Annotated in this window: 11 protein-coding genes; 2 read left to right on the forward strand and 9 right to left on the reverse strand. The window is 65.1% G+C overall.

What is annotated here, in order from left to right:
• Window positions 1-254: 254 nt before the first annotated feature.
• The gene (locus tag QUG03_RS13285) at window positions 255-1,850 is read right to left on the reverse strand and encodes a flavin monoamine oxidase family protein (RefSeq protein ID WP_500820198.1); all 1,596 of its coding nucleotides are present in this window, start codon (window positions 1,848-1,850) and stop codon (window positions 255-257) included.
• Window positions 1,851-1,881: 31 nt separating this feature from the next.
• Entirely contained in the window at window positions 1,882-3,795 is a 1,914-nt protein-coding gene (locus tag QUG03_RS13290) for a thiamine pyrophosphate-binding protein (protein WP_486636832.1), read from the reverse strand.
• Window positions 3,796-4,291: 496 nt separating this feature from the next.
• On the opposite strand from QUG03_RS13290, the gene folE reads away from it, so the two are divergent.
• Both folE and QUG03_RS13300 read left to right on the forward strand, forming a co-directional pair.
• Window positions 4,292-4,987, forward strand: coding sequence for a GTP cyclohydrolase I (gene folE / locus QUG03_RS13295; protein ID WP_500820199.1), 696 nt, complete (start codon window positions 4,292-4,294; stop codon window positions 4,985-4,987).
• A gap of 144 nt (window positions 4,988-5,131) precedes the next feature.
• Entirely contained in the window at window positions 5,132-5,557 is a 426-nt protein-coding gene (locus tag QUG03_RS13300; RefSeq protein WP_107798585.1) for a BLUF domain-containing protein, read from the forward strand.
• Between the two features lie 174 nt (window positions 5,558-5,731).
• On the opposite strand, the gene QUG03_RS13305 is transcribed toward QUG03_RS13300, so the two are convergent.
• The 7 genes from QUG03_RS13305 to QUG03_RS13335 form a co-directional block, all read right to left on the reverse strand.
• Window positions 5,732-6,949, reverse strand: a complete 1,218-nt coding sequence (locus QUG03_RS13305) for an MFS transporter (protein ID WP_227107514.1) — start codon at window positions 6,947-6,949, stop codon at window positions 5,732-5,734.
• A 37-nt stretch (window positions 6,950-6,986) separates the two neighbouring features.
• Window positions 6,987-8,204, reverse strand: coding sequence for an ATP-grasp domain-containing protein (locus QUG03_RS13310; RefSeq protein ID WP_500820200.1), 1,218 nt, complete (start codon window positions 8,202-8,204; stop codon window positions 6,987-6,989).
• A 47-nt stretch (window positions 8,205-8,251) separates the two neighbouring features.
• Window positions 8,252-9,223, reverse strand: a complete 972-nt coding sequence (locus QUG03_RS13315) for a cupin-like domain-containing protein (protein ID WP_107800102.1) — start codon at window positions 9,221-9,223, stop codon at window positions 8,252-8,254.
• A gap of 132 nt (window positions 9,224-9,355) precedes the next feature.
• The gene (locus QUG03_RS13320; protein ID WP_235089503.1) at window positions 9,356-10,084 is read right to left on the reverse strand and encodes an alpha/beta hydrolase; all 729 of its coding nucleotides are present in this window, start codon (window positions 10,082-10,084) and stop codon (window positions 9,356-9,358) included.
• A 35-nt stretch (window positions 10,085-10,119) separates the two neighbouring features.
• Complete coding sequence (locus QUG03_RS13325) at window positions 10,120-10,725, reverse strand: GNAT family N-acetyltransferase (RefSeq protein WP_107800104.1); 606 nt, start codon at window positions 10,723-10,725, stop codon at window positions 10,120-10,122.
• A gap of 36 nt (window positions 10,726-10,761) precedes the next feature.
• The gene (locus QUG03_RS13330; protein WP_500820201.1) at window positions 10,762-12,384 is read right to left on the reverse strand and encodes an AMP-binding protein; all 1,623 of its coding nucleotides are present in this window, start codon (window positions 12,382-12,384) and stop codon (window positions 10,762-10,764) included.
• A complete protein-coding gene (locus QUG03_RS13335; RefSeq protein WP_235089505.1) occupies window positions 12,381-14,399 on the reverse strand; it encodes a class I tRNA ligase family protein in 2,019 nt (672 codons plus the stop codon). Before QUG03_RS13335 ends, QUG03_RS13330 begins: the two co-directional genes overlap by 4 nt.
• Between the last annotated feature and the right edge of the window lie 4 nt (window positions 14,400-14,403).

Raw genomic sequence — 14,403 nt, forward strand, 5'->3', positions numbered from 1 at the left:
ATGCCGAACATTCCCCTGCGCGCAGGGGGCGGAGAACGTGGCCGTCCAGGAGGACGGCGGCATCAATGGCGCATCGGACGAAGACCTCGGGAAAGAATGGGGCCGCGCAAGGGGCCGGCGCGGCGGCAAACCGTCATGGTAGCGCGCGCCGGGGCGCGCGCCAAGCGGGACAGGCCTGCCTGTCCCGCTCCCGGAAACGCTTCCGCCTCCCGTCTGATGGTCCCGCCGGCGCGCGGCAGGCCAAAAACAGGTTCTCAGACCAGCTTGGCCAACATCATGTCCGCGGTCTGCAAAGCCCCCTCCACCCAGCCCTGGGCGTCGGAATAGGCTTCGCCGCACACGTATAGCGGCTGGCCGTCCAGCGGCTGGATGATCTGCCGTTTCACTTCCCAGCTTTTCACCCCGATGTTCCAGCTGTTCCAGCCGCCGCCGTACGGGTCGTCGCCCCAGTCGCGGAAGGCGGCGTTGCGCACTTTGGGCGTGTAGGACAGGCTGTGCATCACCGTCAGTTGGCGGGTGACTTCCTCGGTCATCATCCGCGGAGCCTTGTAGCGGTGCCAGCTCAGCTCCTTGGCGCGCACCTGGTCGTCCGCGCCGATGAAGGGATCCGCCAGCTCGGCCACCTCCAGCCCCTTCTTCCACGCGCTGTGACGGCGGCCGCGCAGACCGTCCCAAAAGCCGGTGTTGTCGCCGTCGTCGTAGCTGGCCAGCAACATGGCGTGGCCGTGCAAGGCGGGCAGGCCGTTGCTGCGCGGCCAGTAATAGGTCTGGCGCACCGGCAAATCGGTGACGGAGCGGCCGGATTTGACCGGCACGTAGTCGCCGTCCGCCGTGCTGTAACCCGTATTCAGCCACCAGGGGCTGTTGTAGGTGGTGAACAGTTTGAACAGCGGCCGCGGGGTGACGCTGGCGGCCAGTTGCTGGAAGCGCGCGGCCTCCTGCAGCCAGGGGCTGGTGGCGGACAAGAGCTCCAGCGCGCGGCGCGGCATCGCCAGAATCAGCGTTTTGGCGGATATCGTCCGGCCCTGGACCTGGAACTGGAAGCCCGACTCGCTGCGAGTCACGCCGCTGACCGGGGCCTCCAGCCGCACCTCGCCGCCGGCCTGTTCGAACAATTGCGCCAACACCAGCGGCACTTGCTGAAAGCCGTTGCAAAAGCCCATGTACTGGGCCGATACGCCGAAGTCCGACAGAAACCAGGGAATGGCGTCGGCGGCGTTCCAGTTGCACAAGGTGGTGTCGTAGCCGCCGGTGTCTTCGGCGTATTGATAGGCTTCGCCGGTGATCACGCGGAACAGCACGTTCCAGAAGCCTTGCTGGTATAGCGGCACGCCGCCGAAGCTGGCGTTCTGCGCCATCTGCCGGCGTTCTTCCTCGGTCAGCGATTTATTGGTGATGCCGGGCACGATTTGCTCGATGGCGTCGATGATGACGGCGCCGCCGGTCTGGCCGCGGTCCAGGAAGTTGAGCCGGTACGGCACTTTGTCCGGCTGGGTGGTGAAGTCTTGCAGCCGCAGATAGACGCCGCGCAGATAGGCGATGTTTTGCGGCTCGTCCACCGGAAAGCGGTAAAGCTCGATCTGTTCCGGCGCCGGCAACAGCGTATTCAATTCCTGAATCAGGTCGTAAATCAGCGGCTGCACTTCCGGCAGGATGCGCATGCCGCCCAGTTCCGCCACCATGTCAGGAATGTCCGGCGGCCGCACCGACAGCAGACGTCCGCCGATGTGGTCGCTGGCCTCGAACACCGCGATCTTGCTCTGGGGATAGTGTTGTTGCAGCCGCCAGGCGCTGTACACGCCGGACACGCCGCCGCCGACAATGGCGATGTCTATGTTTTCGCTAGCCATGTTTGCTCGTCCTCGCTATGTGGAGCCGGGATCAGAAAATCACCGGCACATTGGCCGGCTGGCCGTTGTCCGTATTGCGCTGGCCGTCCCCGTCCGGGACATGGAAGCAATCCAGCCTCGGCTGATGGCGGTAGCGGGCGTTGGCCTGCTGCGGCGTGGGCGGCGGCTGATCCAGGCCCACGGTCTGCATGTCCAGCACATAGGCGCGGCCGGCCAGCGCGTGGTCCAGCCCGCGCCGCACCGCCGCGCGCACCGCCTCGGGATGGACCACCACCTCGCCCTCCATGCCGCCGAAAGCCTGGGCCAAGGCGACGAAATCCGGTTTGGGCCGGTGGATGCGCAGGTATTCCGGGTCCTGGGTGCGCGCCTGCCAGCCGTAGCCCGGCGCGTCGCCGTACATCGCCTCCACTTGTTGCAGGCCCATTTGCAGGGTGTGGTATTCGTGGTTGTTGGTGATGATGTAGAGCACCCCCAGCTGGCGATGCTGAGCGGTCCACCAGGTTTGCGGATAGAACAAGGAGGAGCCGTCGCCGGTGGCCGCCACTACGAAACGGGTGTCTATGCCCTGGCAGCCTTGCGCTTCCAGCTTGATGCCCAGGGTGGCGGGCATGGACCAGCCCAAGGAGCCGCCGCCGACGCAGTAGTAGCTGATGGGTGCCGCGGCCTCTTCGGTGAAGGGCAGCAGGTACTGGAACGGCGCCGGGTCCGACACCGCTTCGTGCACGTAGACGAACTGCTTTTCCAGCCGGCGTTCGCTGATTTCCAGACGCAGCGCGTCGGCGATCACCACCGCCCAGATTTCTTGCTGTTGCATCGCCTCGCGCAGATAAACGTCCCATTGCAAGCGCCGCGCTTCGGCTTTTTGCCGCAACAGCTCATTGCGCTGCCGCGCGGCCGCCGACGGCTGCTCGCCGATCTCCCGGTTCAGCAGCGGCAGGGTGGCCTTGATGTCGCCGAACAGCGCGCATTCGCCGTAGTAGTTCTTGCCGATGTCCCAGCTGTTGTTGCTCAGATACACCTGACGCACCGAGGGCGGAATCAAGGGGCCGTCACTGTACTTGAACACCGTGACCTGAGCCTGGTTGCTGAAGCCGCACAAAAAGGCGACGTCGTGGCCGGCGAACACTTGCTGCAGATCTTTTTGCCCGCCGGGCAGTTCGCCCTGCCAGTGGTAATCGCCATTGGGGAAGTTGGCCAGGCTGCTGAAGGTTTGCAGCGACACCGGCGCGCCGATCAACTCCGCCAGCGCCTGCAATTCCGGCCAGGCCTCCGCGTAGCCGGCGGCGTCGCCCACCACGATCAGCGGGTTGACCGCCTCGCGCAGCATGACGGCCGCCTGACGGATGGCGTCGGCGTCGGCGATGAAATGCGGGGAGATCCGGGTAATGCCCGGCAGGCGGTCGCCGTCGCCGATGCGCCGCATGGTGAACTCCCAGGGAATGGCGACGAACACCGGCCCGTTGGGCGGCGCCATCGCTTCCTTGAAGGCGCGCTGCAACACCATCGGCAATTCTTGCTCGGTGCGCACCTCATGCGCCCACTTGGTGTATTGCCGCGCCAGGTCCACCAGATTGGAGGCCAGCAGCGGCTCCTGCGTGACCAGCTCGTTCTGCTGCTGGCAACACAGAATCACCAGCGGCGCCTGCGAGCGCCAGGCGTTGAACAGATTGCCGATGCCGTGGGCGATGCCCGGGGTGACGTGCACCACCACCACGCCGGGCTTGCCCGTCATCCGCGCCGAGCCCATGGCCGCGCCCATGGCGATGTTCTCGTGCAGGCACTCGATGTACTCCACCTGGTTTTCCGGGTAGGACGTGCCGTCGATGATGGGAATCTCATTGGTGCCGGGCACGCCGAAAATGCGATGGATGCCCAATTGGCTCAATGCGTCGAACACATAGTCCCGGGCCCAGCGCTGCCGGCTGTTTTGCTGTTGGCTATTCATTCCGTCCCGCCTCTCTCCATAAGTTTTCGTTCTTATGTGAGTGGTAATCCAGGCGGGAGGAAATTCAATCCGGATAATTTCTGTGTCGAAAACGCCAATGCGGACGGACGCTGCGCCGCGCGGCGCGCCCGCTTCCGGCCAACAAGGCTTGCGCCGGCGCGGCGAGAGGCGCCGCCACGCGCCCAACCCCGTCCAAAAGGACAGCAATATCCTGTATGGCCAGCCGCCGGCATTGACTTTGCATGCCCGCCAAATTAAGGGCTTCCCGCGTCAAGCCCTGACGGGCTAAGGGTTTCTACTAGGCGCATCGGCTGCGGATGCGCTTCGTTTGCTTGTGCTAACATGGAGCGTTCCTGTCGCATCGGCCAGGCTCCAAGCACGCCGCCTTTCAGGGAGGCGCCCACCGCCTGCCCTGCCCCAAGTCATGCGCAATGGATAGAGCCGCCGGCCATGGCGGCGCCAAAATGATAAATAAGCATCCGAGACTGCCAACACAATGAACAAGACCAATACCGTTGACCATCTGCCGGTCTCACAACGCATCCGCAGCCGCCTGCAGCAAGCCGGCGTCCGTTTCCACGCCAACGACAATATCGCCGCCCACATCGAAGACGGCGAGTTGGACCTGCTGCAATCCGAGGTTCAGGAGAAACTGAAAGCCGTGCTGGAAAGCCTGGTCATCGACACCGAGCACGACCACAACACCCAGGACACCGCCAAGCGCGTGGCCAAGATGTTCATCAAGGAAGTCTTCCGTGGCCGCTATGTGCAGATACCGGCCAGCACCGAGTTTCCCAATGTGGAGAAGCTCAACGAGTTGATGATCGTGGGTCCGATCACGGTGCGCAGCGCCTGCTCCCACCATCTGTGCCCCATCATCGGCCGCGTCTGGGTGGGGGTGATGCCCAACGAACATTCCAATCTGATCGGCCTGTCCAAGTACGCGCGGCTGATAGACTGGGTGATGACCCGGCCGCAAATCCAGGAAGAGGCGGTGTCCCAGATCGCGGACCTGCTGATGAAGAAGCTGCAGCCGGACGGCCTGGCCATCGTGATGGAGGCCGACCACTTCTGCATGCACTGGCGCGGGGTCAAGGACAGCAATAGCAAGATGACCAATAGCGTGATGCGCGGCTCCTTCCTCAGCGACGCCAATCTGCGCCGCGAATTCCTGTCCCTGATGCATAAATAAAGAGCCCGTTCACCGTCTCTCGGGCAAGCTCGGGACAAGGTCTTGAACAGGTTTTAAGGTCAGCGGCAAGACGGCGCGCAGCGACTAAGATGAAACGAGGCCGCGCCGGTCTGGCGCGGCTTCTTCGCATCCAAGGGGCACATCATGCTGGTACGCCTGACCTACTGCAGCCGCGCGCACAAATCCATAGACAGCGATCTGGTGGACGACATCATGATCGCCGCGCGCAAATACAATCCGGCCCAGGGCATCACCGGGGTGCTGTGCTACAGCAAGGACGTATTCGTGCAATCGCTGGAAGGCGGCCGCGCCGAGGTCAATCTGCTGTACCAGAAACTGGCCCATGATCCGCGCCATCAATGCCTGACGCTGCTGGACTACCAGGAAATGGAGCAACGCCGCTTCGCCAACTGGAGCATGGCGGAGGTGATGATGGAAAAACTCAACGCCTCGCTGCTGCTGCGCTATTCCGCCCAGGCGCGCCTGGACCCGTTCAGCCTGCCCGGCGCCAGCACCGCCCTATTGCTGGAGGCGCTGGCCGAGGCCGGCAGCACCCAGATCCGCCACTGAATAGCGGTTTACGCTCTGCTGCGCGTCGCTCAGAATGTGTTTACGATCTCGCGAGCTAAGGCGAGACAAGGCGAAAACAGCTGAGAAAGCGGAGTGTACACACGGTACATGAGCATTTCGAAGCGGTACTCACCGTGTCACGTCTCACGACGCGCAGCAGATCGTAAACAGGTTCTAAGCCGCGCCCGCCGCCTGCGCGCGCAAGCCGGCGCTCGACTCCTGCAACACATAGGCGACGGCGATGCACAGCAGCGACAAGCCGGCGAGCGCCAGCCAGAATTGGCCGGCATGGCCGTAATCCGCCATCCAGCGGTAAACCGCGACGCCCATGCCCCCGCCCAGCGACTCCCCCAGCGCGGTGCTGATGGACAGCACGCTGTAAGCGACCGCCCGGCTCTCCTTGCCGATCAAGGACAGCAGCAGCACGTCCATGCTGGGCGCGAACATCATCTCGGCGAAGGTGAACAGCAGCACGAAGGCCAGCGCGCCGGTATAGCCCGGAAGCATGAAGGGCATGATGAAGGCCAGCGCGAAGGTGGCGTAGGAGGAACGGACAATGCCCAGCGGCTTGCCGCCGCTCCAGCGGTGGGCCAGATGGGTGACCAAGAGCTGAAGCCCGATCACCAGCAAGGCGTTCAGGGTGTACAGCCAGCCCAGCTTGCCCGGCTGGGCCAGCGTTTCCGAGACATAGAGCGCGAGCACGTTGAACAGCTGGCCGTACAGCAGCCAGCAAAAGAAATTGATCAGCAGGAAGGGGGGAATGCCGGGCACGTAGAGCAGCTTCCAATAAGCCAGAAACGACGGCGCGCCGCCGCCGGGGCGCTTCATGCCCAGCTTGCCGAAGTTCAGGAAGGTCACCACCCCGGCCACACAGTAGGAGACGGCGATGCCGATCAACACCAGCTGGTACTGCCCCTTGGCCGCCAGGTACAGAGCCAGCGGCGCCGCCGCCGCCGCCGCGATATTGATGCCGATATAGGTGATGGAGAACAGCTTGGCGCGGTTGTCCATCATATCGCTGGTCGCCGCGGCCAGCTGCTTGCTCGCCAGCGCGTTGATGGAAATGCCGGTGCCGGACAGGGCCAGCGCACAGGCGGTCAAATAAAAATCCTTGGCCGAATACAAGAGCAAGAAACCGACCGCGGCCATGACGCAGCCTATCAGCACGGACTTCGTCGCCGCCATCCGGTCCAGCCACGGCGCCAGCGGTATCTTCGCTGCCTTGGTCGTCAAGGTGAACAGGATGACCAGCATGGCGATCCGTTCGGCGCTGAACCCGGCCTTGTTGAGCGTGACCACCAGGGTGGAGACCAGGCCGTAGTAGCCGAGATAGGTCATGATGTAATGCGCGGTGATGTACAACACGCTGCGCCGGACCGGATGCGAGTTCATGCTTGCCTGTCTTTATTCGAGTTGTCCAAGAAACGGTTCAAAGTCCACCCTGCTCCGCGCTCAGCGCTTCCCACTCCACCCGCACCGCGTCGCGCGCGGCCTCCGCGTTGGCGACGGCCCGCTCTATCGAGTCGCCCACGCACAGCGCGTAGCCCTGGCGGGAATTGGACGATTTAAGCGTCTCGCAGCGCAGGCCGGCGTGCAGCTGGCATTCCACCCGGATCACGCCCTGGGCGCTTTTCGCCTGCTCGACGCCGCTCACGTCCAGAATGCGGGCGTTTTCGTAGGAGAAGAAGCGGATGGCGGCGGCCTTGGCCGCCGGCTTGCGTTCGGGCCGCGGCAGATCGGTGAGCGCCGCGATGGTCTCGCCGGTGAGGTTGACGCCGCTGACCAGCTCGCACATTTCCCAGATTTGATCGCCGCCTATCCGGGTTTGCGATTCGATGATCCTGGGCCCGGACGGCGTCAGGCGGATCTCGGTGTGCGCGGGCCCGGTTTTCTGGCCGATGACGTCCAGAAAACGGCTGACCAAGGCCTTGACCGCCGCCTGCTGCGCCTCGTCCAGCCGCGCCGGCACCTGGTGGCCCAGCTCGATGAAGCGCGGCAGCGCCGTGACCTCTTTCTCGGTGATCATCGCGATCTCATGCCGGCCGTTGATGGACAGCGATTCCACGCTGTACTCCGGGCCGTGCAGAAACTCCTCCGCCAGAAGCGGCCCGTCCATCACCGCGCGGGAGCCGTTCCAGCGCGCCTCCAGATGCGCGTCCTCATCCACGAAGAACACGCCCTCGCTCAGGCCGCCGGCATACGGCTTCAGCACCATGGCCTCGCCGTTGAGCGAGCGGAAAAAGCTTCTCGCGTCGTCCAGGCTTTGACAGACCTGGTATCGCACCGGGCTCAGGCCGTGGCGGCCCAGCAGCTCCCGCATCTTGATCTTGTCGCGCGTGTTCAGCACCGCTTCCAGATTGTCGCCGGCGACGCCGAGCTCGATCGCGCATTGCGACGCCGGATGCAGGCCGTATTCGGTGAAGGACACCACCGCGTCGAACGGGTCCTTGGCGTGCCAGGCGCGCGCCAGCAGCAAGACCTCCTCCATGTCTTCGTAATCCATCACCGCGTAGCGCACCGCCGCGCCGTACTGGCGCTCATTGACGCGCTCAGGGATCTGCATCATCGAATAGCGGCCGCCCAATTGCTCCAGCCTGTCCAGCGTGTGGTTCAATCCCCCGACAACCAATACATGCGCTTGCTTCATTTATTTTCTCCTGATGAGGTGTCCCGCACCGCGGGGCGAAAGCCGGATCATGGGCGCAGTTTCGACAAATCGATGCCCATGCGCTTGGCCCAGACCCGGTTGCGCATCATCACCACATTGAACAGTTCGGGATGGGTGAGCTTGACCTCTTCCGGATTGAGGGCGAGCGCCAGCAGCTCCGCCATCCGTTGCCGGATATGGGTTTGCAGATTGGCCTGGTCCAGGCACTTCCGTCCCAGGCCGATGGAGTTGCTCAGCAATTTGATGCGGTGGAACCACAGCGCCGGCAGATAGAGCACGTCGCCGGGCTTCAGCGTGCATTGCATCAGCTGGGCGGCGGGATCGTCGGCCAGCGCTTGCAGATCGGCCCCCCCCGTCTCCGTTTCCGGCAACATCGCCTGCGGCCCCAAGACGGTCCAGTGTTTTTCCCCCACCAGCTGCACATGCATGACGTCGATGGTGTAGGAGTCCTGATGCAGCCGGGTGACGCCGCCGCGCTGGCCCAGCCAGAGCTGGTGATTGGTGGAAATCACCTCGCCGTACAGATCGCGGCGGAAATCGTATTGGGCGATGTCCAGTTCCGGCATGTCCGCGGCCAGCTCGGGGCAGGAGGCCTGGTAATACCATTCCTGCAGATAGATGGGCGTCGCCTCCGGCCCCTCGTTGCGCATCAGCATGTCGACGAACTCGGCGAAGCTGGCCTGGGCGGAACGCTGGCTGCTATAGCTGTTGACCACCACCGGCGTCGCGCCGCAGCGCTTGGCCAGATGCTCGAAACTCCAATGGCGCACCGCCGGCCAGTCGGCGGCGTAGCCTTCCAGAATCACCGGCCGCTGCTGGTGGCGGTATTCGCGGTCGAACGCCTCCTTGCTCAAGCCCCGGCGGCGCTCGATGCCCGGCGCCCGGCGCAAGGCCTCGGCGACGGGGCCGCTGGAGAACGCGTTTTCAACGATCTCCAGGCTGGCGACATCGCGCCGCTTCAGGATATTCGCTTCGATCAGAACGGGAGCGTGTTGCATGGATTCCTCCAATAGACTTAGAGCCGCTAACAAAACCTCGCAGAAAACCTGAGCCAAGGCGCGCCGACGCGGACAGTACAAGTCGTACGACAAGGCGGCGCAACATGGGATCAGGGGTTTTGTTAGTGGGTCTTATTGGCGGGCGCGCGCCCGCAGAATGGTGTCCCTTATCGTCGTCAGCACTTGCGGCCGCAAAGCGTCCTGATGCGGCAGCCAGCGATGGATGAAATGCTCGCAGTCGTCCAGCCAGACCATCTTCTTGCTGCGGGCGTTCATGGCCGCGGCCAGATAGCCGTCCAGCGTCTCGGCGGGCACCACCGCGTCCTTGCCGGCGCCTATGATCAGCAAGTCGCCGCTGAATTCGCGCAGGCCGGCATAGGCCGGGGAGTCCGGATAGGGGCCGGGACGGGCCAGGCCGCCGTCGAAACGGGATTCGGCGGCGTCGGCCGGATAGCTTGCCGGGCAGAACAGCACCAGGCAGGCGGGCTTCAGCACCGGCGCGACCCAGGCGGCGAGATGGCCGCCCATGCTGGTGCCGATCAGGGTCAGCGGCTCGCGCTTGTCCAGGTGTTCCGCGGCGGCCAGCGTTTCCTCGTAACGACGCCGCAGGCAGGCCTCTTCCAGCGCCCCGCTGCTGTCGCCGTTGCCGGAGAATTCAAAGCACACCGAGCCCAGGCCGTGCCCGGCCAGGTGGTCCAGCACATAGCGTATGGTGTGCCGGTTCGCGGTCTGGCCCAGCCCGTGCAGGGTGAGGACGCTGCTTGCCGCGCCGGCGTCCGGCTGCACGCGGGTGGCGGCCAGCCAGTGCTCGCCGGCGCTAAAGACGAAGTCTTCGGTTTTCATCTGCGGGCTCGCGGACATGTCGGGGGCGTCCATCTTGATGCCGGCCCGGCCGCTCAACGGCTTGCCGCGGCGGCCAGCGCCGGGAAGCGTTCGGCGCGGACCCGCTCCCATTCCTGGCGCAGCACGCTGTAATAGATCACATCGCGGCGACGGCCGCCGGGCATGAAGTTGAAGCTGCGCAGCACGCCTTCCTCCGTCGCGCCGATGCCGGCCAGGCCCGCGCGCGCGCCGGCGTTCAGCACATCGGTCTTGAACTCCACGCGCTCGCATTCCAGCGCTTCGAACGCGTGCTTGAGCAGTTCGAACTTGACCGCGCGGTTGATGCCGGTGCGCCGCGCGTCCCGGCACAGCCAGGACCAGCCTATCTCCAGGCGGCGCTCGCCCTCGGCGAGATTGCCGTAAGCGGTGCTGCCGACGATGCGGTCCGTTTGGCGGTCGATGATGGCGAACACGATGCGGCTGCCGTTGAGCGTGTCCTGTATCGCCTGCTCGACGAAGCGGCCCAGATCGTCCGGCGTCTGGATGCGGGCGACGAAGTACTCCCAGATGGCGGGCTCGAACACGATGCGCTCGAACGCCGCGTAATCGCCGATCTGAATCCGGCGCAAGCGCACGCGTTCGTTTTCCAGGGTGAGGTCCTTCAAATTACGCCAAGTCATGTATCGCTCCTTGCATAGGTTTAAGCGGGCCGCGTATCAGAAAGAGGGCTGCGGCGCCCGGCCATCCCGCACATACGCCGCGTCCGCCGAAAACGCTTCCGGCGTCCGCGCGTGGCGCGCATAGATGTCGTCCAGCTGCGCCATATAGCGCTGATGAATCATTTTGCGCTTGGGCTTGAATTGAGAAGTCAGCAGGCCGTTCTCGATGGAAAACGGCTCGTCGACGATGAGCGCCGCCAGGATGCGCGCCTCCTGGAAAACATCCTCGTTCAGCGCCCGGATATGCCGGCGCAAAGCCTCGGCGTCCGCCCCGGCCAAGGCCGGGGACAGGATGGCCGTGATGAAGGGCTTGCCGGTGCCGTACAACACGCATTCGTGCACGTCCGGGTGCCGGCGCAAGCCCTCCTCCAGCGGCCTCGCCAGCACATTGCGGCCGCTGGCCATGGTCAAGACGTCGTCCACGCGGCCGTGGATGTACAGGAAACCATCCTCGTCCACATGGCCCAGATCCCAGGTCTTGACCTCGGCGCTGGGCAGGAAGCTTTTTTCGCTGACGCCGGGATCGCACCAGGTATAGCGGCAGTTGACCGGATGGCGGCTGGCCACGATCAAGACGCCGTCCTGGTCGAAACGGATGGACTTGTTGGGCAGCACCTTGCCCACGCTGCCCAGGCGGAAGGCGCCGGGATGGTTCTTGGCGACGATGCAGGCCTCGTTGCTGCCGTATCCCTCGTACAGCGGCACGCCGGCATGGTTGAAGAATTCCAGCACCGTCCGGCTGGCCGGAGCGGAGCCGGTCCACAGATAACGGACGCGCCCGCCGAGCGCGGCCTGTATCTGCGCGCCGCGGGCGGCGGAATCGGCGTCCCCGTGCCGCTGCGACAGGCTGGCGCGCAAGGCTTCGTAAAAGCCCGGCACGCCCATGACGACGGTGGGCCGGCAGGCCTTGGCCATGTCCAGCGCCTGATCCAGATCGGAAAGCGTGAGGTCGTGTCCAAACGCCAGCGCCGAATAAATCCAGTAGCGCTGCTGCAGCAAGGCCAGCCGCAGGAACACCAGCAGATTGTCGCCGTCCCCATGCCCGAACATCGCCTGCACTTCATTGATGGAACTGTTGACGCTGGCGACGGTGGCTTCCAGGCCCTTGGGCGCGCCGGTGCTGCCCGAGGTGAACTTGATCGCCAGCACGTCGGCCGGGTCGTAGCCGGCGTGCAAGGGTCGCTCCGTCGCGTCCGCCTCGGCGTGTTCGGCCCAGGCCTGGACTTCGGCGATGTCGAACACCGCGCCCGAGCGGTCCACGCCCTCGGCGAACAAGGCTTTCAAGCCGTAAAGGTCCACGATGCGCGCCGGCTCGAAACGCCCGGCCTCGAAGCCGGCGGTCACCGCCCCCAGTTTCAGGACGGCCAGATCCAGCAGCACGAATTCGATCCGATTGCGCGATAAAATGCCCACCCGGTCGCGCGGACGCAGGCCCAGCGCATGCAAGCGCCGGGCCACGCGCGCCGCCTTGCGGTCCAGCTCGGCCAGCGTCCAGGCGCGCACGACGCCGTCTTGCCGGAAGCGGATCACATGTCGCTCGTCATCGCATCCGCGCAGCGCGACGGCGTTGACCAGATCGACGTCCGGGCCGCGCGGCGCTTGAGACCTCATCTCGCTCATGACCGCCCTTCCTCCGCCGCGCCCGCCCGGCGCAGCGGCGTGAAAAAGCGCTGCTCTGCCAAGTCCAGAGCGGCGCCCGGCGGCGACAGCTCCACGCTTTCCGGCCAGACGTCGACGCCTTCCATGCCCAGGGCGCGGCCCAGGCGCTGGGCGAAGCGCGGCATCAGCGGGCCGGCGGCCTGAGCCAGCAGGCGGGCCGTGGCCAGCTCCAGCGCGACCGCGGTCCGGTACTCGTCGCGCAGCGCCGGATTCCGACGGATGCGCTCGTTCGATTTGGCGAAGCGCAGCGCGCCGGCCACCAGCCCGTCCAGCTCTTCCGTCACGCGGTTGAGCGTGAAACCGTCTGCGCCGTAATGGGTGCTCAGGCTGGTCAGCCGGTTGCTCAGCGCGTCGAAATAGGCGGTGTGAGCGGCGGTCCAGTTGCCGGCGTCGGGCGCGCGTTGCTGGAAATCCTGCCGCAAGCGCTCGCCCAGGCCGCTCAGCCAGGCCTGCCACTGGCCCAAGAGCGTCCGCTCCACGCACGCATGGAAATCCTCCAACGTGAAATTGGTCCGCTCCTGCTCGCCGCGCGTGCGCGCCAGGTAATAGCGCACCGCGTCCACGCTGTCAGGGCTCAGGATGTCCTTGCCCCATACCGCGTGCCGGCGGCTGGTGGAGAACTTCAGACCGTCGAGCAGGTAGAACTCGTTCTCGTTGTAGTCGATGTCGCACTGCCAGTCCGGGAAGGCCATCCGGTACAAGGCCGGGTACAGGATGGAGTGGTAATAGCTGTTGTCGTAGCCGAAGAAGTGGACGATCTTCCAGTCCGGCTGCGGCCGGTCGGCTTGCCAGGGCTTGCCCAGCCGGCCGCCCAGTTCGGCGATGCCGTACAGGAAGCCGTAAGCCATTTCCGGCCACACCCAGATCACCTGCTCGCCCTCGACCTCCTCCGCCGGCGGCACGCCCCATTGCGCCGGATGGGTGATGGGCACCCAATAGTCCTTGCGCGCCAGCACCCGCTCAGCCAATTGCTGCAGGCGCGGCGACACCTTGCCCAGGCGCTGATGCTGCTCCACCGCGTCCTTGAAGGCGGACAGATTGATCATGTAGCGGCGGATGGCGCCGGTGACCGGCGTCGCGTCCGACAGCCGCGAACGCGGCGCGTCCAGATCCACGCAGTTGTTGGGCTCGCCGCACTCCTCGCAGATATTGCCGCCGCAGGGCGAGCCGCAGCTTGGACACTTGGCGGAAACGTCCACCTCGTACAGATAATCGCCGGTTTCGGCGTCGAACAGCGCCGCGTCGGAACGCAGCTGCGCGCCGCCCCGCACCAGGCGCGAGAAGAAATCGCGCAGGCCGGCCGCGTAAGCCGGGTCCCGGGTGGTGACGGTGTATTGATCGAGATGGATGTCCATCAGATCCAGCGTGGACTGGATCGCCGCCGAATAATGGCTGGCCACTTGCTGAGGGCTGCTGTTTTCCTGGCGGGCGCGGCCCACCACATAGCTCTGGTAATCGTCGCTGCCGGTCAGGTGGTAGGCCTCGTGTCCGCTGGCGCGCAGGAAGCGCACATAGACGTCGGCGCCCAGATAGGGCCCGGACAGATGGCCAAGGTGCAGATCGCCGTTGGGCGTGGGCGGCGTGGAAAACACGAATACCGGCCGCCCTTTCAGACGCGCGGCGCCGTTGTCCTGCGCGGCGGCCTCGCGTTTGGCCGCGTCCCGCCAGTAGAAGTCGCAGAAGCGCAGCGGCTGCCCGCCGGTATTGCGCAACACGTGTTTTTCAAACGGTTTGAACAGCACCAGGCTGCCGGCGCGCACCGGCTGGGAGCGGCCGTCGGCGTCGATGACGCCCTCGCCGCTCAGAATCAGAAAGGCTTCCAGCTCGTCGTGCTTGTGTGGCTGGCTTTCCCCGCCGGGCTCGACGACGCCGTAGGCCAGCCGCACCTGCTCCTGCTCGCCCAGGCCGGCGATGGACGCCATCTCGATGCCGAAAGCCGGCGACCGCTGCGCTTCGTTCAATTCTATGATGTGCATGATC

Source organism: Chromobacterium sp. CCUG 30098, assembly GCF_059916605.1.